This is a genomic window from Pararhizobium sp. P1_E7, from assembly GCF_056405855.1.
The window spans coordinates 44206-70779 of the sequence record NZ_JBFUBH010000004.1 but is presented as its reverse complement, the minus strand read 5'-3'; the positions used below and the strand labels follow the sequence as shown (position 1 = coordinate 70779).

General features: G+C 60.7%; 23 protein-coding genes. 10 read left to right on the top strand and 13 right to left on the bottom strand.

Translation table 11 applies throughout. The features are described 5' to 3' along the window. Positions 1-10 precede the first annotated feature (10 nt). From AC1D17_RS06330 to gfa, 7 genes are all read left to right on the top strand, one after another. Positions 11-1192: an acetyl-CoA C-acetyltransferase gene (locus tag AC1D17_RS06330; RefSeq protein WP_477564567.1), complete on the top strand. Its 1182-nt coding sequence runs from the start codon at positions 11-13 to the stop codon at positions 1190-1192. A gap of 132 nt (positions 1193-1324) precedes the next feature. Next, positions 1325-2050, top strand: coding sequence for an acetoacetyl-CoA reductase (gene phbB / locus AC1D17_RS06325; RefSeq protein WP_477564566.1), 726 nt, complete (start codon positions 1325-1327; stop codon positions 2048-2050). 885 nt (positions 2051-2935) lie between these two features. Continuing rightward, positions 2936-6028, top strand: coding sequence for a helicase-related protein (locus tag AC1D17_RS06320; RefSeq protein ID WP_477564737.1), 3093 nt, complete (start codon positions 2936-2938; stop codon positions 6026-6028). A 17-nt stretch (positions 6029-6045) separates the two neighbouring features. Next, a complete protein-coding gene (locus AC1D17_RS06315; protein ID WP_477564565.1) occupies positions 6046-6459 on the top strand; it encodes an RNA-binding S4 domain-containing protein in 414 nt (137 codons plus the stop codon). Positions 6460-6675: 216 nt separating this feature from the next. Continuing rightward, positions 6676-7014 carry a ferredoxin FdxA gene (gene fdxA, locus AC1D17_RS06310; protein ID WP_477564564.1) on the top strand — a complete coding sequence of 113 codons (339 nt, stop codon included), beginning with the start codon at positions 6676-6678 and terminating at the stop codon, positions 7012-7014. 413 nt (positions 7015-7427) lie between these two features. Further along, entirely contained in the window at positions 7428-7997 is a 570-nt protein-coding gene (locus tag AC1D17_RS06305; RefSeq protein WP_264219797.1) for a CarD family transcriptional regulator, read from the top strand. Between the two features lie 228 nt (positions 7998-8225). Then, entirely contained in the window at positions 8226-8801 is a 576-nt protein-coding gene (gene gfa, locus AC1D17_RS06300; RefSeq protein ID WP_477564563.1) for an S-(hydroxymethyl)glutathione synthase, read from the top strand. A gap of 90 nt (positions 8802-8891) precedes the next feature. On the opposite strand, the gene typA is transcribed toward gfa, so the two are convergent. From typA to AC1D17_RS06270, 6 genes are all read right to left on the bottom strand, one after another. Then, complete coding sequence (gene typA / locus AC1D17_RS06295) at positions 8892-10721, bottom strand: translational GTPase TypA (RefSeq protein WP_477564562.1); 1830 nt, start codon at positions 10719-10721, stop codon at positions 8892-8894. 137 nt (positions 10722-10858) lie between these two features. Next, positions 10859-12484, bottom strand: coding sequence for an alkaline phosphatase D family protein (locus AC1D17_RS06290; protein WP_477564561.1), 1626 nt, complete (start codon positions 12482-12484; stop codon positions 10859-10861). A gap of 130 nt (positions 12485-12614) precedes the next feature. After that, positions 12615-14195: an alkaline phosphatase D family protein gene (locus AC1D17_RS06285; RefSeq protein ID WP_477564560.1), complete on the bottom strand. Its 1581-nt coding sequence runs from the start codon at positions 14193-14195 to the stop codon at positions 12615-12617. 131 nt (positions 14196-14326) lie between these two features. Next, the gene (locus AC1D17_RS06280; RefSeq protein ID WP_477564559.1) at positions 14327-16387 is read right to left on the bottom strand and encodes a M3 family metallopeptidase; all 2061 of its coding nucleotides are present in this window, start codon (positions 16385-16387) and stop codon (positions 14327-14329) included. A 211-nt stretch (positions 16388-16598) separates the two neighbouring features. After that, on the bottom strand, positions 16599-17240 hold the full coding sequence (locus AC1D17_RS06275; protein ID WP_477564558.1) for a LysE family translocator: 642 nt from the start codon (positions 17238-17240) through the stop codon (positions 16599-16601). Between the two features lie 118 nt (positions 17241-17358). Further along, entirely contained in the window at positions 17359-17622 is a 264-nt protein-coding gene (locus tag AC1D17_RS06270; RefSeq protein WP_477564557.1) for a hypothetical protein, read from the bottom strand. Between the two features lie 231 nt (positions 17623-17853). On the opposite strand from AC1D17_RS06270, the gene AC1D17_RS06265 reads away from it, so the two are divergent. Both AC1D17_RS06265 and AC1D17_RS06260 read left to right on the top strand, forming a co-directional pair. Next, positions 17854-18333, top strand: coding sequence for a MarR family winged helix-turn-helix transcriptional regulator (locus tag AC1D17_RS06265; protein ID WP_477564556.1), 480 nt, complete (start codon positions 17854-17856; stop codon positions 18331-18333). Positions 18334-18341: 8 nt separating this feature from the next. After that, a complete protein-coding gene (locus AC1D17_RS06260) occupies positions 18342-19547 on the top strand; it encodes a multidrug effflux MFS transporter (RefSeq protein WP_477564555.1) in 1206 nt (401 codons plus the stop codon). 56 nt (positions 19548-19603) lie between these two features. Here the strand turns inward: AC1D17_RS06260 and AC1D17_RS06255 are convergent, their stop codons facing one another. The 3 genes from AC1D17_RS06255 to AC1D17_RS06245 all read right to left on the bottom strand — a co-directional run bounded on the left by AC1D17_RS06255 (position 19604) and on the right by AC1D17_RS06245 (position 21500). Further along, positions 19604-20821 (bottom strand): argininosuccinate synthase, encoded by a 1218-nt coding sequence (locus AC1D17_RS06255; protein ID WP_477564554.1) that lies wholly within the window; start codon positions 20819-20821, stop codon positions 19604-19606. A 144-nt stretch (positions 20822-20965) separates the two neighbouring features. Next, positions 20966-21265: a type II toxin-antitoxin system RelE/ParE family toxin gene (locus AC1D17_RS06250; RefSeq protein ID WP_477564553.1), complete on the bottom strand. Its 300-nt coding sequence runs from the start codon at positions 21263-21265 to the stop codon at positions 20966-20968. Further along, positions 21252-21500, bottom strand: coding sequence for a type II toxin-antitoxin system ParD family antitoxin (locus AC1D17_RS06245; RefSeq protein WP_477564552.1), 249 nt, complete (start codon positions 21498-21500; stop codon positions 21252-21254). Before AC1D17_RS06245 ends, AC1D17_RS06250 begins: the two co-directional genes overlap by 14 nt. Positions 21501-21585: 85 nt before the next feature. On the opposite strand from AC1D17_RS06245, the gene AC1D17_RS06240 reads away from it, so the two are divergent. Then, the gene (locus tag AC1D17_RS06240) at positions 21586-22227 is read left to right on the top strand and encodes a LysE family translocator (RefSeq protein WP_477564551.1); all 642 of its coding nucleotides are present in this window, start codon (positions 21586-21588) and stop codon (positions 22225-22227) included. A 7-nt stretch (positions 22228-22234) separates the two neighbouring features. Here the strand turns inward: AC1D17_RS06240 and AC1D17_RS06235 are convergent, their stop codons facing one another. From AC1D17_RS06235 to rlmN, 4 genes are all read right to left on the bottom strand, one after another. Then, positions 22235-23029, bottom strand: coding sequence for an ABC transporter ATP-binding protein (locus tag AC1D17_RS06235; protein ID WP_477564550.1), 795 nt, complete (start codon positions 23027-23029; stop codon positions 22235-22237). After that, positions 23026-23904 carry an ABC transporter permease gene (locus tag AC1D17_RS06230; RefSeq protein WP_477564549.1) on the bottom strand — a complete coding sequence of 293 codons (879 nt, stop codon included), beginning with the start codon at positions 23902-23904 and terminating at the stop codon, positions 23026-23028. The genes AC1D17_RS06235 and AC1D17_RS06230 overlap by 4 nt, the downstream gene beginning before the upstream one ends. 146 nt (positions 23905-24050) lie before the next feature. Further along, the gene (locus tag AC1D17_RS06225) at positions 24051-25004 is read right to left on the bottom strand and encodes an ABC transporter substrate-binding protein (protein ID WP_477564548.1); all 954 of its coding nucleotides are present in this window, start codon (positions 25002-25004) and stop codon (positions 24051-24053) included. A 93-nt stretch (positions 25005-25097) separates the two neighbouring features. After that, positions 25098-26270 carry a dual-specificity RNA methyltransferase RlmN gene (gene rlmN / locus AC1D17_RS06220; RefSeq protein ID WP_477564736.1) on the bottom strand — a complete coding sequence of 391 codons (1173 nt, stop codon included), beginning with the start codon at positions 26268-26270 and terminating at the stop codon, positions 25098-25100. Between the last annotated feature and the right edge of the window lie 304 nt (positions 26271-26574).

Sequence of the window (26574 nt, the reverse complement as noted above, 5' to 3'; positions counted from 1 at the left end):
GAAATATCTGATGAGCACTCCCTCCATCGTCATCGCCAGCGCGGGCCGCACCGCGGTTGGATCGTTCAACGGCTCCTTCGCCAATACCCCCGCCCATGAACTTGGTGCCGCAGTCATCAAAGGGGTGCTCGAGCGCGCCGGTGTCGCGGCCGCCGAAGTCGACGAGGTGATCCTGGGTCAGGTTCTCTCAGCCGGCGAAGGCCAGAACCCGGCCCGCCAGGCGGCGATGAAAGCCGGCATTCCGCAGGAGGCGACCGCCTGGGGCATGAACCAGCTTTGCGGCTCGGGCTTGCGCGCAGTCGCGCTCGGCATGCAGCAGATTGCAACCGGCGATGCGAAGATCATCGTTGCCGGCGGCATGGAATCCATGTCGATGGCACCGCACTGCGCGCACTTGCGCGGTGGCGTCAAGATGGGTGATTTCAAGATGGTCGATACGATGATCAAGGACGGCCTGACCGACGCTTTCTACGGTTATCACATGGGTACGACGGCTGAGAATGTCGCCAAGAAATGGCAGCTTTCGCGCGAGGACCAGGATGTGTTTGCGCTCGGGTCACAGAACAAGGCCGAGGCTGCCCAGAAGGCCGGACGTTTTGTCGACGAGATCATTCCGTTCATCGTCAAAGGCCGCAAGGGTGACGTCACCGTCGATCAGGACGAGTATATCCGCCATGGCGCGACGCTCGAATCAATGACGAAGCTTCGTCCGGCCTTCGACAAGGAAGGCACAGTCACCGCCGCCAACGCTTCGGGGCTGAACGACGGTGCCGCTGCAACGCTTCTGATGACCGAGGCCGAAGCCGGACGCCGTGGCATTCAGCCGCTCGCCCGCATCGTCTCCTGGGCAACCGCCGGCGTCGATCCGCAGATCATGGGAACCGGCCCGATCCCGGCCTCCCGCAAGGCTCTGGAAAAGGCCGGCTGGTCTGTTGCCGATGTCGAGCTTGTCGAAGCCAACGAGGCGTTTGCGGCCCAGGCCTGCGCCGTCAACAAGGATCTCGGCTGGGATACGTCGATCGTCAACGTCAATGGCGGCGCCATTGCCATCGGCCATCCGATCGGTGCGTCCGGTGCGCGCGTGCTCAATACGCTTCTGTTCGAGATGAAGCGTCGTGGCGTGTCCAAGGGGCTTGCGACGCTCTGCATCGGTGGCGGCATGGGTGTCGCCATGTGTGTCGAGCGGCTGTGACAATCTAGGATGAGGTGATTGCTCCGGCCTTTTGAGGCCGGAGAAAATTTCATGGCGAGAGCCGGAAGAACTGTTCTGCGCCGTCGAGCGCCGGCGTCTAAACAAGAATGATGCAGCAGGGGAGAGAACCGGATGAGCAGGGTAGCATTGGTCACAGGCGGGTCGCGCGGTATCGGCGCGGCAATATCCATTGCCTTGAAGGCGGCAGGATACAAGGTCGCGGCAAATTACGCCGGCAATGACGAGACGGCTCGGGCCTTTACCGAAGCCACCGGTATTCCGACTTACAAATGGGATGTGTCCGACTATGCGGCCTGTACCGCCGGCATAGCCCGTGTCGTCGATGAACTCGGCCCGGTGGAGGTGCTGGTCAACAATGCCGGCATCACCCGCGACGCCATGTTCCACAAGATGACGCCGGAGAACTGGGGCGCCGTTATCAATACCAACCTCACCGGCCTTTTCAACATGACCCATCCGATCTGGACGGGCATGCGTGACCGCAACTTCGGCCGGGTGATCAATATTTCCTCGATCAACGGCCAGAAAGGCCAGATGGGGCAGGTCAATTATTCGGCGGCCAAGGCTGGTGATCTCGGGTTTACCAAGGCTTTGGCGCAGGAGGGCGCTGCCAAGGGCATCACCGTCAACGCCATTTGCCCGGGCTATATCGGCACGGAAATGGTGCGGGCCATCCCGGAGAAGGTGTTGACCGAGCGCATCATCCCGCAGATACCCGTTGGCCGCCTCGGCGAGCCGGAGGAAATCGCACGCTGCGTGGTCTTCCTGGCTTCGGATGATGCGGGATTTATCACGGGATCGACGATCTCGGCCAATGGCGGCCAGTTCTTCGTCTGAACAAGCTTGTCAATTTATAGCCAGCGGCGCCTTCACGGGCGCCGTTTTGCTTTGCCGGAAAAGTTTAACGCGCCGGGCCAGGTTTGAAGCCGGATCTGGGTTTATCCACCGTTTCATATGGTTGATAATTTGATTTCACACCATATGTTGCGGTGAACAAATCGGGAAACAGGCTGCGTCTGTGATATGTCGCCGATTCGTTCCTGCTTTGGTTGAGGTGTTAACGGGGCGGTGAAAATAAGCCTGGACGGCTGTTTGGGCGGCCGCCGTTACCTCGCCCCAATCGGGGCCGCGCGGACAATTGTCAGTTTGAATTCCGATCTGAATCTGGCGAAGGACGTGCATCTCCGTGGAAACACCGGACGGGCGGAAATCGCGCCGAAAACGGTTGCTCCTACGATGAGTACCCGTTTTGTTCTGGCTTATACTTTAAAAATTACTAATATTTGAGGGGTATTTTGCTCCCGCGGAAGCATGGTTAATTTTTCCTGTGTATTCAGCTATTTGGATTCTGAATCTCAAAATCGTCACGCTTGCCGCGTGGTTTGCAATGTTCATTTTTTGAGCAAATTGACGCCAAAAACATCGATTCAGCATTTGGTGCGAATCCGGCTTAGGAAGTCAACATCTAGCGGTGAACAAAACCTGAATCCGGTCGAGTCTGCGTTTCGTCGCTGATTCGTTCCACCGCTGTTCCGGATTCTGGAAATTGAGGGTGGAAATATGGGCCGAATGCCCCATTTGCACGTTTCGTGACCCCGCGCCCCTTGCGTTTGTGCTTTTGCGTGGGCATGTGTTCTGCGCCGGTTAAAACGGCCTTGAAACGCCGTAAATGGCCTTCGCAGACTGAAAGTGCGCAGGATCGATATAGTGCCTGACCAACCGATGATCTTGAGCGGCCGCGGCGTGATCGCGGTGCTCGGCCCCACGAATACCGGCAAGACGCATTATGCGATCGAGCGCATGGTCGCACACGAGTCTGGCGTCATTGGCCTGCCCCTGCGCCTGCTGGCGCGCGAGGTCTATACGCGTGTGGTCGAAAAGGTCGGCGCCCACAATGTCGCGCTGATCACCGGCGAGGAGAAAATTACGCCGCATATGGCCCGCTTCTCGGTCTGCACCGTCGAGGCGATGCCGCGCGAGACCAAGGCTGCCTTCGTCGCTATCGATGAGGTGCAGCTCGCCGGCGACCTGGAGCGTGGCCATATCTTTACCGACCGGCTGATGCATCTGCGCGGCCGCGTCGAGACACTGCTGCTCGGCGCTTCCACCATGCGGCCGATCCTTGAACATCTGCTGCCGGGTATCACCGTCGTCGAGCGCCCCCGGCTGTCTCAGCTTCTCTATGCCGGCTCCAAGAAGATCACGCGCCTGCCGCAACGGACCGCAATCGTCGCGTTTTCGGCCGAGGAAGTCTATGCGATCGCCGAATTGATCCGCCGTCAGCGCGGCGGTGCCGCCGTCGTGCTCGGCGCCCTGTCGCCCCGCACGCGCAATGCGCAGGTGGCGCTCTATCAGGCCGGCGATGTCGAGTATCTGGTGGCGACAGACGCGATCGGCATGGGCTTGAACCTTGACGTCGATCATGTCGCCTTCGCCCAGGACCGCAAATATGACGGCTACCAGTTCCGCAATCTCAATCCAGGCGAACTGGCGCAGATCGCCGGCCGCGCCGGCCGCCATCTGCGCGACGGAACATTCGGTGTCACCTCGCGGGTGGAGCCATTCGACAACGAACTGGTCCACCGGATCGAATCGCATCAGTTCGATCCGGTGCGCGTGCTGCAGTGGCGGTCGAAGTCCCTCAACTATGCGTCTATCCAGGCCCTGAAAAAGAGTCTGGATGCCCCACCCGCCGTGCACGGGCTGACGCGGGCCCTGCCGGCTGTCGATCAGCAGGCTTTGGACTATCTTTCGCGCTATCCGGAAGTTACAAGTGTCGCGACGACACCTGAGCGTGTAGAAAAATTGTGGGAGGCCTGTGCACTTCCCGACTACCGGCGTATAACGCCGGCGCAACATGCCGATCTGATTTCGACACTCTATGCCGATCTCGTCCGGCGTGGCACAGTGAACGAAGATTTCATGGCCGAACAGGTTCGCCGCGCGGACCATACGGATGGTGAAATCGACACATTGTCCGCGAGAATTGCACAAATCAGGACATGGACCTATGTGTCCAACCGTCCGGGATGGCTTGCCGATCCGACACACTGGCAAGAAAAGACGCGGGAAATCGAGGATCGATTGTCCGACGCGTTACATGAAAGGTTGACGAAACGCTTTGTTGATCGCAGGACATCTGTGCTCATGAAGCGCCTGAGAGAGAATGCGATGTTGGAAGCTGAAATCAGTGTAAATGGCGATGTCTTCGTTGAAGGTCATCATGTGGGACAATTGGCCGGGTTCCGTTTCACGCTGGCGACAGTGACAGATGGTCTCGACGCGCGTGCAGCGCAAGGGGCTGCGCAAAAGGCGCTGGCTCTCGAGTTCGAAGCGCGTGCGGCAAGGCTGCATGCCGCGGGCAATGCTGATCTGGCCTTGTCGTCGGATGGTCTCGTGCGCTGGCTCGGCGACCCTGTGGCGCGGCTGACGGCCAGCGACCATGTGATGCGTCCGCGCGTGCTGTTGCTCGCCGACGAGCAGCTGCAGGGCAATGCCCGCGAGCATGTGCTCGCCCGCATCGAGCGCTTCGTCAATCATCATATCTCGACGGTCCTCAAGCCGCTCGACGATCTCTCGCGCGCCGAAGATCTTGAAGGTCTCGCCAAGGGGCTGGCTTTCCAGCTCGTTGAAAATCTCGGCGTCATGTTCCGCCGCGATGTCGCCGATGACGTCAAGTCGCTGGACCAGGAGGCCCGCGCCTCGATCCGCCGCCATGGCATCCGCTTCGGCGCCTATCACATCTTCATGCCTGCGCTTCTGAAGCCGGCTCCGGCGGAACTCATCACCCTTCTCTGGGCGTTGAAGAACGACGGTCTCGACAAGCCCGGCTACGGCGATCTTATCCCGGTGCTGGCCGCAGGCCGCACCTCGGTGGTCACAGACCCGGCCTTCGAGCGCACTTTCTACAAGCTGGCCGGTTTCCGTTTCCTTGGAAAGCGTGCCGTCCGCATCGATATCCTCGAGCGCCTGGCTGACCTGATCCGTCCGCTCCTGCAGTGGAAGCCGGGCACGACGGCGCGTCCGGACGGTGCCTATGACGGCCGCCGCTTTACCGCGACGACGGCAATGCTTTCCATCCTCGGTGCCACGCCGGACGATATGGAAGAGATCCTCAAGGGTCTCGGTTACCGGGCCGATGCCGTGAAGGTGGAGGATGCCGCTGCATTCCTCGCCGCGCAGTCCGGATCTGCCGCACCGGCAGCGGATACTGCGGATTCCGAAGCTCCGGCTGAAACGGCCGATCATGATGATGCGGATGCAGCCGGTGAAGAGGCCACTGCTTCCGAGCCTGCGCCTGAAACCGCAACGGAGACTGCTCCAGTTGCCGCTGCGGCTGCAGCCGCTGAGCAGGCCGTGATCGCGGGGCAGGCCGGCGAACTGGCCGAGCCCGTTGAAGCCAAGCCGGTGCTTCTGTGGCGTCCGGGTAGCCGCAACGACAACCAGCGCTCGGGCGGACGCCCTCAGGGTGATCGCCGCGGCGGCAATAACCGGGCACCGCAGGGCGAAGCCCGCCGTGAAGGCGGCGAGCCACGCCGTGACGGTGAAGGCCGCCGTGACGCGCGCGGCGACGACAATCGCAAGCCGGGTGGCGGCGGCAGGCCTGACCGCAATCGCGGCCGTGACGGCGGCAAGCCCCAGGGCGGCCAGCGGCATGAAAAGGGCGACCGCCAGGATCGTCCGGATCGCAACGACCGCGGCGGAAAGCCGCAGGCCGCCAAGTTCGAGGCCCGCCCGCCGCGCAAGGAAAAGCCGATGGATCCGGATTCGCCTTTCGCCAAGCTCGCTGCCCTGAAGGAGCAGATGAAGAAATAAGGCCCCAAGGTAACAGGATGGGTGGAAAACAGCCTCAGTCCCTGCCGGTTCTCCGCCAGCGTCTCGACAAATGGCTGTTCTTCACGCGCCTGCAAAAGTCCCGCTCGATCGCCCAGAAGGCGATCGAGTCCGGCGATGTCCGTGTGAACGATGCCCGGATTACCCAGCCCTCGCATGCGGTGAAAGCCGGCGATGTGGTTGTTGTCTCTCTTGACCGGCGCGACACCACCGTGCGCGTTCTGCTTCCCGGCGTCCGGCGCGGACCTTACGAGGAAGCCCGCCTTCTCTATGAAGACCTGACCCCGGCGGTTGTTCCCGGCGAAAAGCCGAATGCCTTTGAGCAGGCAACCCGCGAGCGCGGCAGCGGCCGGCCGACCAAGAAGGAACGCCGCGACGTCGACAGGCTCAAGCAGGGCTGGCATGAGGAATAGGAAACAGGATTAGAAAACTGTCCCGCGGGGCGGCCGTTTGGCGCATGGATTATTCTTGCAAAGCCCCTGCAAAGCCTTTACCTCACGGGGTAAATGAGCAGCCATGTTGCGTCCCGAAAGACGTTGGCGGGCTGGTATCCCCGAACGGATGCGGATAAGCGGACCTCTCTTCTGGTTCCTGTCTGCCGTCAAACGTGAGAATCGCTGGAGTACCTCATGACGTATGTCGTGACCGACAATTGCATACGCTGCAAATATACCGATTGCGTTGAAGTGTGCCCGGTGGACTGCTTCTACGAAGGTGAGAATTTTCTGGTCATTCATCCTGACGAGTGCATTGATTGCGGCGTCTGCGAACCGGAATGTCCGGCCGGGGCCATCAAGCCCGATACCGAACCGGGCCTCGACAAGTGGCTGAAGCTGAATGCCGAATTCGCCACACAATGGCCCAATCTCACCGTCAAGCGTGATGAGATGCCGGAAGCCAAGGAAATGGACGGCGAAGAAGGCAAGTACGAGAAATACTTTTCGTCGAAGCCCGGTCAGGGCGACTGACCGATAGGCTTTGGGCAGCCGGTCGCGGGTTGGTTTTCCCGGCTGCAAAAAATGGCGGAATTTGGGGAATCATGGCTTAACTATGTCCGTGACGGGCTGGTTGGCCTTGATGGCCGTTGTAAAGCAAATTATTGATTTCCGCTGTTTTTTATGATAGGGTCAAAATACTGATCCACACCGTGGCACTTACGTGTGCCCGAAACCATCACGAAAGCAAAAGAATCCCACTGCGCGGCTGACCCCAAATACGCAACGGCAGTTGCTTGTGTGTGATCGCCTCACAGTAGATCGATTTGACGACCGTTGGAACGGATCAGCATGGAGTCACCCGACGGTGCCCCCGTCCATCCCGGGCCTGACTGACCCGGCCCCCGGCCTGTTGCCGGGAGCGTAACAGGGAGTTTTTGAAACGAATGACGACCCAGCAGAAAAAATCTTCAACACGCCATGGCTTCAAGACCGGTGAATCGATCGTTTACCCGGCACATGGCGTTGGACAAATTGTAGCAATTGAAGACCAGGTGGTTGCGGGCATGTCGCTCGAACTGTTTGTCATCGATTTCGAAAAAGACAAGATGCGCCTCAAGGTGCCGGTCGCAAAAGCCGTCTCCATTGGCATGCGTAAGCTCTCTGAGACCGATTTCGTCGAACGTGCATTGAAGGTCGTCCAGGGCAGGGCACGCGTCAAGCGGACCATGTGGTCCCGCCGTGCGCAGGAATATGATGCCAAGATCAATTCCGGGGACCTGATCTCGATCGCCGAAGTCGTGCGCGACCTCTACCGGGCTGAAAACCAGCCGGAACAGTCCTATTCCGAACGTCAGCTTTACGAAGCCGCACTTGATCGCATGGCGCGCGAAATCGCAGCCGTGAACAAGATGTCGGAAACGGAAGCTGTTCGCCTTGTCGAAACGAACCTGAACAAGGGGCCGAAGCGCGGCAAGGCTATCGAAGAAGACGACGCGCAGGAAGAAGCAGCGTAAGCACCGGTCAAACGGTGGTTCCATTCAAAAACCCTGTCAGCGATGACAGGGTTTTTTTGTGCCGTGCCGCAGGGGACCGGGGATCCGGAGGCACATGCCGCTTCCGGTGTGCTTGGGATGCCGGAAGACTCTTTCCGCCATCGTGATATGCTGCCGCGTGAGACGCCTTGCTGCGATCTGCCGGCGTGGGGGAGGCGGGATACACAAAACCCGGCACGGGAGGAGAACATGCCTGCTACCGTTTCTCTACATCCATTGCTCGACAAGGGTATGCTCAAGGGCGCGTCCGGCTTCACGGGCGGCGTTCTGGTCTGCGCGTGCGCCGACAGGCCTGTGCGGGTCAAAGTCGAGGGCGACGTCGCCCATAACCACGCCTGCGGCTGCACCAAATGCTGGAAACCGGCCGGAGCGACGTTTTCGGTCGTCGCGGTCGTTCCGCATGACAAGATTACCGTGCTCGAAAACGGCGACAAGCTTGAGGTCGTAGACAAGACGGCATTGATCCAGCGCCATGCCTGTAAGGGCTGCGGCGTTCATATGTACGGCCCGGTGGTGCGCGAGCATCCGTTCCAGGGGCTGGATTTCATCCACCCGGAACGCTTCCAGGAAGACGGCTGGTCACCACCCGGTTTCGCCGCCTTCGTTTCCTCGATTATCGAATCCGGCACGGATCCCGACGATATGCCGGCCATCCGCGCCCGTCTGAGCGAACTCGGCCTGACGCCGTCCGACTGCCTGAACAATGCACTGATGGACTACATCGCCACCTGGACAGCCAGGAAAAGCGGTGTTCTGAAATCCTGATGTAAGCCGGTGAATACACCGGCCGGAACGAAAAAGGGCGCAGCGATCGATATCGCTGCGCCCTTTTATATTTCGCCGGTACCGGTCTGCTTATGCCGCGCCGCGCGACTTTTCGAAACGCTTGCGGTCGTTGCTATCGAGGTACATCTTGCGCAGGCGGATGTTCTTCGGCGTCACTTCGACCAGCTCGTCGTCCTGGATCCAGGACAGCGCGCGGTCGAGCGTCATGCGGATCGGCGGCGTCAGCTTGACGGCTTCGTCCTTGCCGGAGGCGCGCATGTTGGTGAGCTTCTTGCCCTTCAACACGTTCACTTCCAGATCGTTGTCACGCGTGTGGATGCCGATGATCATGCCGGCATAGACCTTCTCGCCGGCGTCGATGATCATCGGGCCGCGGTCTTCCAGGTTGAACATGGCGTAGGCAACGGATTCGCCCGAGTCGTTGGAGAGCAGAACGCCCTGAACGCGGCCGCCAATATCGCCCTTGTAAGGCTGATATTCGTGGAACAGGCGGTTCATGATTGCGGTGCCGCGCGTGTCGGTCAAAAGTTCCGACTGGTAGCCGATCAGGCCGCGGGTCGGTGCGAAGAACTTCAGACGAACGCGGTTGCCGCCGGACGGGCGAAGCTCGGCCATTTCAGCTTTGCGCTCGGACATCTTCTGGACGACGATGCCGGAATGTTCCTCATCGACGTCGATGACGACTTCTTCGACAGGCTCCAGCATCTGGCCGGTGGCTTCGTCCTTGTGCATGACGACGCGCGGACGCGATACGGCAAGCTCAAAACCTTCGCGGCGCATGGTTTCGATCAGAACGGCCAGCTGCAATTCGCCACGGCCGGAGACGTAGAACGAATCCTTGCCTTCGGCTTCTTCAATCTTCAGCGCGACGTTGCCTTCGGCTTCCTTGAACAGGCGGTCGCGGATGACACGCGAGGTGACCTTGTCGCCTTCGGTGCCGGCCAGCGGCGAGTCGTTGACGATGAAGGACATGGTGACCGTTGGCGGGTCGATCGGCTGGGCATGCAGCGCCTCGGTGACCGAGGGATCGCAGAATGTGTCGGCGACCGTACCCTTGGACAGGCCGGCGATCGCGACGATGTCGCCCGCATGCGCTTCGTCGATCGGTGTACGCTCGATGCCACGGAAAGCGAGGATCTTGGAGATACGGCCGTTTTCAATCAGCTTGCCGTCCTGGCCGAGAACCTTGACGGCCTGGTTTGGCTTGATCGAACCGGAGTGGATGCGGCCGGTGATGATGCGGCCGAGGAAGGGGTTGGCTTCCAGGATCGTGCCGATCATGCGGAAGGCGCCGTCTTCGTCGCCGACGCTCGGCTCTGGAACGTGCTTGAGAACGAGGTCGAGAAGCGGCGCGAGGCCCTCTTCCTTCGGACCTTCCGGATTGAGATTCATCCAGCCGTTGCGGCCCGAACCGTAGAGGATCGGGAAGTCGAGCTGCTCGTCGGTCGCGTCAAGGTTTGCAAAGAGGTCGAAGACTTCGTTGATGACTTCCTCGTGGCGGCCGTCCGGACGGTCGATCTTGTTGATCGCGACGATCGGGCGAAGGCCGACCTTCAGCGCCTTGGAAACCACGAACTTGGTCTGCGGCATCGGACCTTCCGAGCTGTCGACCAGAACGATCGCGCCATCGACCATCGACAGGATACGCTCGACTTCACCGCCGAAGTCGGCGTGGCCGGGGGTGTCGACGATGTTGATGCGGGTACCCTTCCACTCGATCGAAGTGGCCTTGGCAAGAATGGTGATGCCGCGCTCTTTTTCGAGATCGTTCGAATCCATCATGCGCTCTGTCGTGCGCTGGTTGTCGCGGAACGAACCCGACTGCTTCAGAAGTTCGTCGACAAGCGTGGTTTTCCCATGGTCAACGTGTGCGATGATCGCGATGTTGCGCATTTTCATGTGTGAATACTCGGAGGTTTCGGGGCGTATCTTAGGCACGCCGCATCTTCAATTGCGCGGCTCATACAGGTTTTTTTGCATTTGCGAAAGGGGGGATGGCGGCAAAGTCTTGAGAGAGGGTGAATCCAGCCGCCGTTTCATACGGAATTTCCAGCCGGATCGAGCGTGATCTGCCAGAGTTCGCGGTCGTCCCGGTCCATCAGCCGAACCGTCATCTGTTCGGTCTGGCCGTTGATATCGACAAGGCCGAAGAATTGCAGGCCGGCGGACGGCGGCAGGTTCTGGTCGATGCCGGTGCCTGCCGCCTTGATGAAACGAACATCGGGACCGAACGTCATGTCCAGTTCCTTCGGTCCATACGTGCCTGAGTGCAGCGGTCCGGAAACGAACTCCCAGAACGGCAGGAAGTCCTTGAAGGCGGCGCGGGCCGGATCGTAGTGATGGGCGGCGGTGTAGTGCACGTCCGCCGTCAGCCAGACGATGTTCTGGATGGCGTTGTCGCGGATGAAGGTGAGGATTTCGGCAAATTCGGTCTCGCGGCCGGCCGGCTTGCCATTGTCGCCATTGGCGATTGCATCGGAGCCGCGCCTGTTGGCAAAGTCGTCCCAGACGACGAGGCCGATGGGCATGTCGCAGGCGATCACCTTCCATGTTGCCTTTGATGCGGCCAGTTCCCGTTTCAGCCAGTCTGCCTGCCGCCAGCCGAACAGCTCGTTGCCGCCGCCCTGATTGGCTTCACGATAGGAGCGCAGATCGACGAAAAAGACATCGAGCAGCCGGCCATAGGGGACCTTGCGGAAGATGCGGCCTGGCTGGGCGGGAATGGCGCGGATCGGCGTCATCTCCTGGAAGGCCTGCATGGCCCGGCTCGCGTAGACGGCGACGTCCTTGTCCGGATAACGCGGGTCATCGCGCAGATCGGTCGATGCCGACCAGTTGTTCAAAACCTCATGGTCGTCCCACTGGTAGAAGGTCGGGCATGTGGCATTCAGGGCGCGGACGTGCTCGTCGAGCAGATTGTATTTCCACTGGCCCCTATATTCATCGAGCGTGCGGGCAACCTCGCGCTTTTCCGGCGTGACGATGCGGTTCTTCCAGATCGTGCCGTCGCTCAGCGGAATTTCGTCGGGGATCGGGTTGTCGGCATAGATCGTATCGCCGGAATGGATGAAGAAATCCGGCTCGTGCAGCTGCATGGTCGAGTAGGTCTTCATGCCGGTATCGTCGATGCCCCAGCCCTGTCCGGCGGTATCGCCCGACCAGACGAAGCGAACCGAGCGGCGGCGCAGTGGCGCCGTGCGAAACCGGCCGGTGACCGGTTCGGAAACGGAGTTGCTGTCGTAGAGATCGGTCGCGGTGAAGCGGTAGAAAATGTCCTGATCGGGCAGCAACTGGTTCAGAGCGCATTTCACGGTGAAGTCGCTGCCGGGCAGCGCGTCGATCGATGGCAGCCGCACCGGGGTGGAAAAGCTCTCGGTTGTCGAATATTCGACCGCGATCCGCGACGGCCGGTCCGCCCGCGTCCAGATCATGCCGGACTTGGTATCGACATCGCCCGACTGGACGCCGTGCGTGAAAGACGGCCTGCCGTAGCTTCGGGCATAAAATGGCGTGGCAAGAACGGATGTGGCGGCAAACCCGGCAGCACCTGCAGAAAGCAGAAAGGAGCGGCGGGTCAGCGTATCCTGAATATCGACCAAATCGGCCTCCGGTACCGTCTCGGGAATCACGTGAAACCCGAGCCAGCCTAGCGGCCCGATCATGTCAGCCTCTTGAAAGCGGAATGACGGTTTTCCGAAACTTCGGCGACAGTTTTGTTACACGCTCCCGAATGCAGCACCAAAGGCGCGGTGAGACCGGAAATCCGGTCTCACCGCGCAGCGTATGTGCCCGTCAGGCCGCGCGGGCAGGATCGAGGGTGATCTTCCACAGCTCCTGGTCGTCGCGGTTCATCAGCCGAACGGTGAGCTGCTCGGTTGCACCGTCAATATCGACGAGGCCGAAGAACTGCAGACCGGCCGATGGCGGAAGGTTCTGGCCCTGCTCCTTGGTTGGCGCGCTGACGAACTTGACTTCGGGGCCGAAGGTCATGTCCATGTCGTTCGGGCCAAAGCTGCCGGCATGCAGCGGACCCGAGACGAATTCCCAGAACGGGGCGAAATCCTGGAATTGCGCCTTGTCGGGATTGTAATAATGGGCGGCCGTGTAGTGCACGTCGGCGGTCAGCCAGATGGTGTTGGTGATGCCGGCATTCTTGATGTAGCGCAGGAGGTCGGCGATCTCGAGTTCGCGGCCGCTGGCCTTGCCGTTATCGCCGTTGGCGACGGCTTCCGCGCCCTTCAGCTCCTTGAAGTTGTCCCAGACGATCACACCGAGCGGCATGTCGCAGGCAAGGATCTTCCAGGTGGCGCGCGAGTTGGCGAGTTCGCGCTTGAGCCAGGCGATCTGCTCGGCGCCGATAATACGCGAGTTGTCGTCGATCACCGTTTCCCTGCTCTCGCCATTGGGGCCGCGATAGGATCTGAGGTCGATGAAGAAAACGTCCAGCATCGGTCCATAGGAGATTTTGCGGTAGACACGGCCGGGCTCGGCCGGCGTGTAGCGGATCGGCGTCATCTCGTGGAAGGCGCGGGCCGCGCGGGCCGAGAGCATGTGGATGGACTTTTCGGTATAGCGGTCGTCGCCCATAAGGTTCTTGGAATCCGACCAGTTGTTGAGGACCTCATGGTCGTCCCACTGGAAGAAGGTCGGACACACGGCCGACAGGGCACGGACGTGTTCGTCCATCATATTGTATTTCCACTGGCCGCGATATTCGGCGAGCGTTTCGGCAACCTTGCGCTTCTCTTCGGTCACGACCTTGTTGATCCACTTGGAGCCGTCGGCCAGGTCGAGACTGTCCTTGAGCGCGCCGTCGGCATAGATCGTGTCGCCGGAATGGATGAAGAAGTCGGGCTGATGCTTGGCCATCGTGCCGTAGGTATACATGCCCTTCTCATCGATACCGAAACCCTGGCCCGCCGTGTCGCCGGACCAGGCGAAGCGGACACTGCGGCGCGAGGACGGACCGGTGCGGAAACGACCGACGATCGGCTCGGAGACCACATTGATATCCTGCAGGTCGGCGGCAACGAAGCGGTAGAAGATATCCTGGTCCGACGGCAGGTTTTCGATCAGCCGCTTCATGGTGAAATCGCTTTCCGGCAGGGCGTTCATCGGAGCCAGCTTGACGGCGTCCTTGAAGCTCTCGACCGTCGATATCTCCATCTGGATGCGGGACGGACGATCGACGCGCGTCCAGATCATGCCGGAGGACGCATCGACATCTCCCGATTGAACGCCATGGGTGAATTGCGGCGCATTGGCGGCGCGGGCGTAGAAGGGCATCGCAAGGCCGGAAGCGGCGACGAGACCGGTTGCGCCGACGCCCTGAAGCAGCGTCCGGCGGGTGACGGATTTCAGTATATTCGACATGCATATCTCCTGTTCCAGACCCGGGCAACGTGCCGCCCGGGCGCAGAATTAAGCAGGGATTCATGTCGGCGCGCTGAAGGAGCGGTGACAGATCGATTTCCGTTTTATGACGCGTGGTTTTCAACCGCGCTTCAGGCAGCCAGCCCTTTCTTGGCCAGCATCGCATCGGGGCTCGGCAGCTTGCCGCGGAAGGTCTTGTAGGCATCTTCCGGGTCGATCGATCCGCCGACGGAATAGATGTGGTCCTTCAGCTTCTTCGCCATCCCTGTATCGAATGCATCCCCAGTCTCCTCGAAGGCGGCGAAGGCGTCGGCATCGAGCACTTCCGACCACATGTAGGAATAGTACCCGGCGGAATATCCGCCGGCGAAGATGTGCTGGAAATGCGGCGAGGCGTGACGCATGACCAGCGATTTCGGGATGCCGAGCTCAGTAAGGATTTCGCCCTGGACCGCCATCGGATCATCGATCGGGCCGCGGGTATGGAACTCCATGTCGACGATCGCCGACGAGGTGAATTCCACCGTATTGAAGCCGGCATTGAAGGTGCGGGCAGCGAGAACCTTGTCGAGCAGGGCCTGCGGCATCGGCTCGCCGGTCTCAAAATGCACGGCATATTGCTTGAGGATCGCCGGCACCGTCAGCCAGTGTTCGTAAAGCTGTGATGGCAATTCGACGAAATCGCGGGAAACCGCCGTGCCAGAGACCGAGGGGTAGGTCACGTCCGACAGCATGCCGTGCAGCGCGTGGCCGAATTCGTGGAACAGCGTGCGGGCGTCGTCGAGCGAAAGCAGCGCCGGTTTTCCGTCTGCAGGCTTTGCGAAGTTGCAGACATTGTAGATGATCGGCATTTCGCCTGTTTTGCCGTTTTTCAGCGGCAGCTTGTGCTGGGACTGGAATGCGCTCATCCAGGCGCCGGACCGCTTCGAACTGCGGGCGAAATAGTCGCCGAGGAAAAGCGCGACGAGCTTGTTCTCAGCGTCGCGGATCTCGAAGACGCGCACGTCCGGATGATAGGCAACGATGCCCTTCTTCTCGACCGCGCGAATGCCGAACAGCCGGTTGGCGACATCGAAGCAGGCCTCGATGATTTTTTCCAGCTGCAGGTAGGGCTTCAGTTCCGCTTCGGAGAAATTGAACTTCCGGGCGCGGATGCGCTCGGAGTAGAAGCGCCAGTCCCAGGGCATCACATCATGGTTCTTGCCGTCTTCAGCAATCAGCCCGGCGATATCGGCTTCTTCCTCGCGGGCGCGCTTCACGGCTTTTTCCCAGACTGCGCGCAAGAGATCGTTCACCGCGGCCGGGGTCTTTGCCATGGTGTTGTCGAGCTTCAACTCGGCGAAGTTGCCATAGCCGAGCAGTTTGGCGACCTCGCTGCGCAGCGCCAGCGTCTCGCGGATGATGCCGCGATTGTCGGTCTCGCCCGGATTTTCGCCGCGGGCAACCCAGGCCTTGAAAGCCTGTTCGCGCAGATCGCGGCGCTCGGAAAACGTCAGAAAAGGCTCGATGATCGAGCGCGACAGCGTCACGGCATATTTGCCGTCTTCGCCGCGTTCGCGGGCCGCCGACGCCATGGCGTCCTTGAGAAAATCCGGCAGCCCGTCGAGCTCCGGCCCATCGGTGAGAATAAGCGACCATCCCTTTTCGTCGGCAAGGACGTTCTGGCCGAATTGGGTGCTCAGCCCCGCGAGCTTTTCGTTGATCCCGGCCAAGGTTTCCTGTTCCGGTTTCGGCAGCTTGGCGCCGGATTTGACGAAACCCTTCCAATGGCGCTCCAGCACGCGCGTCTGCTCGAGATCAAGGCCCAGGCTGTTGCGTTTTTCCCAGAGTGTATCGATCCGCGCAAAGAGGGCGGCGTTCATGCCGATCTTCGAGTAGTGCCGCGACATCTTCGGTGAGATATCCCGCTCCAGCGCCTGGATGGCGTCGTTGGTGTGGGCGCCGGCCCGGTTCCAGAACAGTGACGAGACCCGCGACAGCGCGTCGCCGGCGGTCTCGAGGGCGATGATGGTGTTTTCGAAGGTCGCAGCGTCCGGATTGGCGGCAATGGCGTCGATTTCGGTTTCGTGTCCGGCAAGCGCCGCCTCGAACGACGCTGCAAAATCGCTGTCGCTGACCGCTTCGAAGCGCGGCAGCCCATCCGGGCCGTTCCAGTCTGTAATGGCAGGGTTCAGCGCGGGGTTCGACGTCATGGGCAGTCCTTTCGTATTCCGGTATGTTTCGCTACAGCGCCGCGCGTCCTGAATGACGCGCAAAGGTCGCCGTAGCACTTAAATTTGCTGCATAATTTTCCTTGGAGCGATTCCGATTTAAGGAACTATGCAGTCGTGGCGGCTGCGTCCTCTTGTCGGCAGCGATTGTGGAAATATCAAGATTGTCAGGTGGGCGCTTGCGGGCCGCCGGTCAAGGTTTGCGCATTCCCAATAGTCCGGGTGCCGCATGCCAGACGGCCTGCACCGCAAAGCCCATGAACAGCACGCCGGATAGACGCACGATGGCCAGTTCATGGCGGCGGTAGAAGCGCCGCACGACCGAGGCGCCGATGATGCCGATGAGTATGATATCGGCGACAAGGAACCCGAGGAAGGAAACGGCGAGCAGCGCCGGCAGCGCATGAAAATCAAGAGCATTGGATGAGCCGGCGAGCAATGCTGTAAACGTCGCCAGTGCCACCGGATAGCCCTTCGGATTGGTCAGGCCGAAGACGAGGCCACGCCGATACGGCCGCTTGATGGCCAACAAAGGCCGGTTCTCGCCGTTCGGCTTGGCCCGCAGCGCGCTCCAGCCGATCCAGGCGAGATAGAAGCCGCAAAGAAGGCCGAGAATATCGAAGACCGTGCTGCCGATGGTTTTTGCCCCGACAATCGCCACCAGGGCCAGTGTCGACCAGAGCAGGTCACCGGCCAGATGTCCGCCCATGAACAGCGCACCCGCCTTGCGGCCTTGCCCGGCACCGATGCCGAGAAGAGCGAGAAAGGCAGGGCCGGGAATGAGGACGTAAAGGAGGGCGGCCAGGAAGGCGCCGAAAAGCAGGGTCTGCGTCATGGAATCTCCTCGCGCGTGAAGATCCATTCGACCTTGCGGCGATGATTCCGTCAAGATGCGGTGGGGCAGGTTGCGGGCAGGACCAGGCGAGGCCCAGCCCGCATGACAGGCGCGCAGCTTACTTGGCTTCGGTCGCCTTCATGGCGTTGTCGAGATGCATCGAACACTCGTCGGTTTTGCCGTCCTTCATCGCCATCTTGGCGCTGTCGACTTCCTTCATGGCCATCATCATCGCGTCTTTCTTCATCGGATCGGTCATGCCCTTGGCCATTTCCTCGGTCTTCATGATCGACGCGTCATCGCAGGCCATCATGCCGGCAGCTAAGGCCGGAGCCGACAGGCTGGCAACCATGGCTGTGGCGGCGAAAATTGTCTTGAACATGTTATCTCTCCCAGTGAGCCGGGGCCGATTGCCCCGCAGCAGACTGTGAACCCGCCTTCCGGACACGTTCAAATCACGCCTCCGCGAGGCACGCAGTTGTCATCGCGCGTGCGTCAAAGTGATCTTTTTGTGATCGGTATCTTGATGCGGTCGGCCGGGCCAAGCTGCTCACTTGTCGAGTCGGGTTCGATTTGATAAGTAAAGCTTATAATTTTTATAAAGTGAGTTGCGATGCCTGTCAGACTTGAAACCGATACGATCGGCATGTTGCTGACAGATGTGTCGCGATTGCTGCGCGGTGCATTCGACCGTTGCATTAGCGCATCGGGCCTGGGCGTGACGCCGGGCGAGGCGCGGGCGCTGATCCAGGTGGCGGCGACCGAAGGGATCAAGCAGGCCGACATCGCGGTAAGAATGGGCATCGAGCCGATGACGCTGTCGACCTATCTCGACCGTCTCCAGGGGCTTGGGCTTGTCGAGCGCATACCCGATCCCTGTGACCGGCGGGCAAAGAACGTGGTGGTGACCGAAAAGGCAGACCCGCTTCTGCTCAACATTCGCAAGGAAGTGCGCGGCCTGATGGATCAGGTGACGGCCGGACTGGATGCCGAAGGCCGTGAGGCGCTCAGGGCAAGCCTCAAGAGTCTGCGCGAAAATCTGCACCAGCTGGACCGCTGCGGTTCCCCTGACAAGAAGGGTGTCTCGGAATGAGCCTGCGGATGAGCGAACGGCGTACCAGCATGCTCGGTGCGCTGCTGGCGACCCTCGGGCCGATCTCCATGTCGATCTACACGCCGGCGATGCCCGAGCTGGTTCAGGCTTTCGCCACCACCGAATCGATGATCAAGCTCACCCTGTCGGTCTATTTTGGCGGCTTCTCTATCGCGCAGCTGATCGCCGGGCCGATGTCGGATGCGTTCGGCCGCAAGACGGCAACGCTTGCGTTCGTCAGCATCAATCTTCTCGGCAGCCTGATCTGCGCCTTCGCGCCCTCGGTCGAATGGCTGCTTGCCGGCCGGCTGATCCAGGGGATCGGCGCCTCCGTCGGCATCACGGTGGCGCGCGCCATCGTGCGCGACCAGTTCACCGGGGCCGAGGCTTCGCGGATCATGAACCTGATCGGCATCATGCTGGCGATCGGCCCGGCGATGGCGCCGACGCTCGGCGGGCTGGCGCTGGCGGCGTTCGGCTGGCAGGCGATCTTCTTTCTTTTGATCGGCTTCGGGTTTCTTGCCATCGCCGCCGTCATCATTTTCATGCGGGAGACCACGGTGCCTGATCGTCATCGCGCCCGGCCGGGTCCACTTCTGTCGGCCTATGGCGAGCTCATCCGCGATCCGCGTTTCGTCGCCGCTACCATCGTGCTTGGCGGCTCGGTCGGCGCGCTCTATGCGCAATCGACCATGCTGTCCTTCATCCTGATCGACAAGGTCGGCATGACGCCGACCGCTTTCGGGATCGGCATGTTGATGCAGAGCGGGTCCTATTTTTCTGGCTCGGTCTGCCTCAGGTTGACGGCGGCAAGACTCGGCGGCGAAGGCTCCGTTCGCGTCGGGCTGGCCCTTTGCGCCATTGGCGGGCTTTTGATCGCACTCTCCGTCCATTTGGTAGAGCCGAGCTACCTTTCGGTGATGCTGCCGGTTGCCTTCTCCAGCTTCGGCATCGCCTTCCTGACACCGCATATGACCACGGCGGCGCTGCAATCCTTTCCGCATATCGCCGGTTCGGCATCGGCGATGATGGGGTTCATCCAGATGGCGGCCGGTTTTCTCGGCGGCCTTGCGGCAGCACTCCTCGGCACGCCCTTCATCGCCTTCGGCATGATCATTCCGGCGATGCTGTTTGCCTCGGTCATCAGCTATCTCTGGTTTCTGCATTCGACATGGCGGCGGGTGCTGGAGATCGGCAAAACCCCGGATCAGTAAACGAAGAAGCCCGCCTCCTTGCGGAAGCGGGCTTCTGGATCGGGGACCGTTCGATCTTACTTGTCGCGATTGCGGGCAGCCAGCGTGCGCAGGCGCAGCGCATTGAGCTTGATGAAGCCGGCGGCGTCCTTCTGGTCATAGGCGCCCTGGTCGTCCTCGAAGGTCACCAGCTTGTCGGAGTAGAGCGACTTTTCGCTTTCGCGGCCGGTGACCATGACATTGCCCTTGTAGAGCTTCAGCGTCACTTCGCCTTCGACATGCTCCTGGCTCTTGTCGATCAGCGCCTGCAGCATTTCGCGCTCCGGCGAGAACCAGAAGCCGTAATAGATCAGCTCGGCGTAGCGCGGCATGATGTCGTCCTTGAGGTGGGCTGCACCCCGGTCGAGCGTGATCGATTCGATGGCGCGGTGGGCGGCAAGCAGGATCGTTCCGCCGGGGGTCTCGTAGACGCCGCGCGACTTCATGCCGACGAAGCGGTTTTCAACGAGATCGAGGCGGCCGATGCCGTTGTCGCGGCCGAGCGCGTTGAGCGCGGTCAGGATCGTGGCCGGGCTCATTTCCTTGCCGTCGATCGAAACGGCGTCACCCTTGCGGAAGCCGATCTTGACGGTGGTCGCCACATCCGGAGCCTCTTCCGGCGAGATGGTGCGCATGTAGACGTAGTTTGGTGCTTCGACAGCCGGGTCTTCAAGAACCTTGCCCTCGGAGGAGGAGTGCAAAAGGTTGGCGTCGACGGAGAACGGTGCCTCGCCCTTCTTGTCCTTGGCAACCGGAATCTGGTGCTGTTCGGCAAAGGCGAGCAGATCGGTGCGGCTCTTGAATGACCAGTCGCGCCATGGGGCGATGATCTTGATGTCGGGGTTCAGCGCATAGGCCGAAAGCTCGAAGCGGACCTGGTCATTGCCCTTGCCGGTGGCGCCGTGGGCAATCGCGTCGGCGCCGGTTTCGCGGGCGATGTCGATCAGGTGCTTGGAGATCAGCGGACGGGCAATCGAGGTGCCGAGCAGGTAGACGCCTTCATAGACGGCATTGGCGCGGAACATCGGGAAAACAAAATCCTTCACGAACTCCTCGCGGACGTCCTTGATGTAGATTTCCTTGATGCCCATCATCTCGGCCTTCTTGCGGGCCGGTTCGAGCTCTTCGCCCTGGCCGAGATCGGCGGTGAAGGTGACGACTTCAGCGCCGAGTTCGGTCTGCAGCCACTTCAGGATGATCGACGTGTCGAGACCGCCGGAATAGGCGAGAACGACCTTTTTCACTTGCTTTGCCATGTTTGTCTGTCCGTCTTGTCAGAGAAAACGCGGGCTTGTCCGAGGAAATGCGGGATCGCGCCCAAGAAAAATTCTGCGGCACTTTTAGCGAGATTGCCGGGGCGTGCAAGCCTCGTCACGCCGGGAAATGACGCACAACTGCTTTCAGAGGTGCCGCGTCGGGTCCATTCGCTGGTGCAGGACACGGATGATGAGGATTCCGGTCGCACCCTTGCGATAGAAGATGCAATGTGAATTGCAGGCAAGGGAAAAATAACCAGGCCTGATTGCTTGCAAATCCCGGCCGTTTTTACGGCCGTTAGCCAATGCGGAGAAAGCACTCACCAGTAGGCGCTGGTAATCATCGGCCTGTTGCAAAGACCACGTTTCGAAAGTGTAGCGCCAGATATTTTCCAGGTCCATCCGCGCGGCAGGCAGAAGTCTGTAGCCACTACCTAGAGGCATACTTGGCGTGCATTTGTTTCAGGAAGTCGTCGAAGTCTAACTCGACGGGTTCGCCCGATTCTTCGCCCTCGATCAAGGCAGCCTTGAGCGCTTCAAGCTTTGCATCGTCATCGCGCAGAAGGCGTAGCCCGGCCTCTACAACGTCGTTCGCGGAGGCATAGTTCCCTTCGCGAACCTGCCGGTCAATGAAGGCGCCGAGTTCGTCGTCCAAAACAATCTGTGCGTTCTTTGCCATGGAAATTCCTGCCGATTGCGTAGCTGCAATCTAGCATGGGCTGTGATATCCAGACAAGAATTCCATCCCGCCGAAAGACCCGACCATGGATTTCCTGCCGAGCCTGCCGACCCTTCTGGCTTTCACCGCAGCAACGCTGCTTCTGGCAGCGACGCCGGGGCCGGACATGACGTTGTCGATCAGCCGGGCGCTGTCACAAGGTAAGGCCGCCGCCTTCTTCATCGTGGTCGGAACGAGCCTTGGCTGCGTCGTCCACACGCTGCTGGTCGCTTTCGGTATCTCGGCGCTGATCACCGCTTCGCCGACGGCCTTCATGATGCTGAAGACCGGCGGTGCCGCCTATCTGTTCTGGCTGGCCGTGCAGGCAATCCGTTACGGCTCGACGCTGACCGTCAAGAAGGTCGATGATACCGGCGCTTCAGCGCTGGCCAATATTTCCACCGGGCTCTGGGTCAACCTGCTCAATCCGAAGGTCATCATATTCTTCATGACCTTCCTGCCGCAGTTCGTCACCGCCAACGATCCGGCCGTGACACAGAAGCTGTTGTTCCTGGGCTTCTTCTTCATTGCCGCCGCGATGCCGGTCAACGTGCTGGTCATCCTGACGGCCGACTGGCTGTCGGCCTGGCTGCAGCGCAAGAAGACCGTGATGCGCGGTATCGATTACACGTTTGCTGGCGTCTTCTCGGTCTTCKCGGTAAAAATCCTGTTCACGCAGACGCGCTGATCGGCCGCTATCCGATCAGCAATGCGTCATCATCCAGCGTCTGGCCGCGAATCTTGCGGAACATGGCGATGAGGTCTTCCACCTGCAGCGTCTTGCGGCTGTCGCCGGAGACGTCGAGCACCACTTCGCCGGCATGCAGCATGATGGTGCGGTGACCGAAATCGAGCGCCTGGCGCATCGAATGGGTGACCATCAGCGCCGTCAGCTTGCGTTCGGAAACGATCTTCTGGGTCAGATTCATGATGAATTCGGCCATGCCGGGATCGAGCGCTGCCGTATGCTCGTCGAGCAGCAGCACTTCGGAGCCTGCAAGCGTTGCCATGACCAGCGAGACTGCCTGACGCTGACCGCCCGAAAGCAGGTCCATGCGATCTCTCATGCGGTTTTCAAGGCCAAGATTAAGCTCGGCAATGCGTTCGCGAAAATGTTCGCGTCGTTTGGTTCCCAGCGCCGGCGTCAGGCCGCGGCTTTCGCCGCGACGGGCGGCAAGCGCCAGGTTTTCCTCGATCGACAGAGCGCCGCAGCTTCCGGCCAGCGGGTCCTGAAAGACGCGGGCAACAAGACCGGCGCGGGCGGCGGTGCCTTTGCGGGTGACGTCGGTATTGCCGATCGTCACCTGACCGGCACTCGGCAGGACGTCGCCGGCGAGCACGCCGAGCACGGTCGATTTGCCGGCGCCATTGGAGCCGATGACGGTGACGAAAGTGCCTTCCTCGATGGTCAGGCTGACGCCGTTCAGCGCCTGCTTCTGCAGCGGCGTTCCCTTGCCGAAGATGACCTGGATGTTGTCGAGCTTGATCATGCGGCACCTCCGCGGCGCAGGCGGGGAAGAACGAGCGCGACCGTGACAAGGGCTGCGGTGACCAGGTTGAGGTCGGAGGCCTGCAGGCCGAGCATGTCGGTCGATAGCGCCAGCTGGATGGCGATGCGGTAGAGGATCGAGCCGAGCACACATCCAACAAGCGCAATCAGGATGCCGCGGGCACCGAGCAGGGTTTCGCCGATGATGACCGCGGCGAGACCAACGACAATGGTCCCGACACCCGAGGTCACGTCGGCAAAACCGTTGGTCTGGGCAAACAGCGCGCCGCCAAATGCGACCAGCGCGTTGGACAGGGCCATTCCGAGATAGATCTGGCGGCTGGTATCGACCCCTTGCGCTCTCGCCATGCGCGCATTGGCGCCCGTTGCCCGCATCGCAAGACCGGCGTCGCTTTCAAGGAAGCGCCAGACGGCGATAATCGCGACGAGGACCAGAAGCCCGACGAACAGCGGCCGCACGTAAAAGTCCCGCAGGCCCAGGCCGTAGAAGGGCGACAGCATCGTGTCGGCGTTGATCAGCGCGACGTTCGGCTTGCCCATGACCCGCAGATTGACCGAGAACAGCGCGATCATCGTCAGGATCGAGGCCAGAAGGTTGAGGATGCGGAAGCGGACATTGAGGATGGCGGTGACGATGCCGGCTGCGGCTCCAGCGACCATGGCGACGCCTGAAGCAAGCCAAGGATTGACGCCCGCGATGATCAGCACGGCAGTCACCGCAGCACCGAGCGGAAACGAGCCGTCAACGGTCAGGTCCGGAAAATCGAGGACGCGGAAGGCAAGGAACACGCCGAGGGCGACAAAGGCATAGACGAGCCCAAGCTCGACTGCGCCCCAGAAGGCAATTTGGCTCACCGCGATCGGTCCTCTTCTTAAAGTCTTCAAACCCCTCCGGGCTGCTTTGCCGGAAAAAGGGAGCTTGTTTTACAGATGAACCGCCCCCGTATGATGCGAGGGCGGTTCAAAATCAACCGGATTATGCCGTTGAAGGCGCTTCGCGCTTATTCGATGACGCGGGTGGCGCGGGCGGTCACGCTTTCCGGGAAGGTTACACCCATCTTGGCGGCTGCACCCTTGTTGATGACGAGGTCGGTGCCGGCGGCAACCTTGACAGCGATATCGCCGGGGTTTTCACCCTTCAGGATGCGAACGACGATGTCGCCGGTCTGCTTGCCGACATCGTGGTAATTGAAGCCGAGAGCAGCAATGGCGCCGCGCGAAACGGAGTCCGTGTCGGCGGTGAACAGCGGCAGCTTGGCTTCCTCGGCAACGGCGACAGCGCCTTCGAGTGCGGAGATGATCGTGTTGTCGGTCGGGATGTAAATGGCATCGGCACGTCCGACGAGGGCGCGGGCCGCGCCCTGGACTTCGGCAGACTTGGTGGCGGCGGATTCGACAACCGTCAGGCCGGCCTTTTCGGCTTCGGTCTTCAGGACGGCGAGCAGCGACACGGAATTCGCCTCACCGGAATTGTAGAGGTAGCCGATCGACTTCACGTTCGGCAGGATTTCCTTGATCAGCGCGACATGTTCGGCAACAGGCGACAGGTCTGAAAGGCCGGTGACGTTGCCGCCGGGCTTGTCCATGTTCTTGACAAGCTGGGCGCCGAGCGGATCGGAAACGGCGGTGAAGACCACCGGAATGTCGCGCGTCGAGGACACCACGGCCTGGGCCGACGGTGTCGAGATCGGCACAATCACGCTTGGCGCTTCGCCGGCGAACTGGCGGGCGATCTGGGCTGCTGTTGCCGGATTGCCTTGCGCGGATTCGTAGAGGAACTTGAGGTTTTCGCCTTCCTTGTAGCCGGCAGCGGCCAGTGCTTCCTTGACGCCGTCACGCACCGCATCAAGCGCCGGGTGTTCGACGATCGCGGTGACCGCAACCGTCACGTCTTCCGCCCGAGCGGGCAGGGTGAGAGCGACGGTTGCCGCCAGAGCAATGAGAAGTGAACGCATGGGTGTCCTCCAAGACTGATTTTCCGGCAGTCTTAGGAAGGCTGGACGCTTAAATCAATCGAATTGGAGACCGGCATCCATCAAAATTGCTGATCAATCCTCGCCGTGATTGGCGATCATCATCGCTTCCAAGGCCATGCGATCGACCTTGCGCATGCGCTCGGAGTCCGATTTCAGCTGGCCGCAGGCGGCGAGAATGTCGCGGCCGCGCGGCGTGCGGATCGGCGAGGCATAACCGGCTGCATTGATGAAATCGGCGAATTTTTCGATCTTTTCCCATTTCGAACACTGGTAGTTCGTGCCCGGCCAGGGGTTGAAGGGGATCAGGTTGATCTTGGCCGGAATGCCCTTCAGCAGGCGTACCAGTTCCTTGGCATCTTCCAGTGTGTCGTTGACGCCTTCGAGCATGACATATTCGAAGGTGATGCGGCGGGCATTCGACAGGCCGGGATACTTGCGGCAGGCATCCAGCAGGTCCTTCAGCGGATATTTCTTGTTGATCGGCACAAGCATGTCGCGCAGATCGTCCTTAACCGCATGCAGCGAGATCGCCAGCATGACACCGATTTCCTCGCCGGTGCGGAAGATTTCCGGAACGATGCCGGAGGTCGACAGCGTCACGCGGCGCTTCGACAGAGACAGGCCGTCACCGTCGGTGGCGATCAAAAGTGCCGTCTTGACGTTGTCGAAATTGTAAAGCGGCTCACCCATGCCCATCATCACCATATTGGTGACCTTGCGGCCCTCATTGGGGACGATTGCGCCGGCCGGCGTGTCGCGGTCGGGGAAATCGCCGAGGCGATCGCGCGCGAGCAAAAGCTGCGAGAGGATTTCCTCGGCCGTCAGGTTGCGCACCAGCTTCTGGGTGCCGGTATGACAGAAGGAGCACGTGAGCGTGCAGCCGACCTGGCTGGAAACGCAAAGCGTGCCGCGGCCTTCCTCGGGAATATAGACGGTCTCGATCTCGACGGGACGGCCAGCACCGCGCGGCGGAAAGCGCAAGAGCCATTTGCGGGTGCCGTCGGTGGAGATCTGTTCCTCGACGATTTCCGGACGGGCGATGGTGAAATGCTGCTTTAGCAGCTCGCGCATGTCCTTCGACACATTGGTCATGTGGTCGAAATCGGAGACGCCGCGGACATAGAGCCAGTGCCAGAGCTGGCTGGAGCGCATCTTGACCTGCTTGACCGGGACGCCGATTTCAGCCAGCGCCTTGCCCATGTCTTCGCGCGAAAGGCCGATCAGTGTCGGCTTTTCGGCTGCCATGGCGGGACGGACCGGTGCCTTGACCGGATGGTCCAGATTGAGTGCTTCAGTCGCGGCCATTCTCGCCATTTCCCACGTTCGCGATACGCAAGGCCCGTTCAAGCGTTTTTGCCTGCAGCCGGTTGCGTAAAATGCTGAGATCAGAGTTCGGTTGCCGCATCTTGGGATCGTCAACGATCCGCGCAGCTATCGTTGAGCGGGCCTTTAGCACGGTTTTCGCCCCACGTCACCCTCCGGCGCTACAGGGCAGATCTGCAAAAAGACGAAGGGCTCAATGCTGAAAGGCCGGATGAACCGGCCTTTC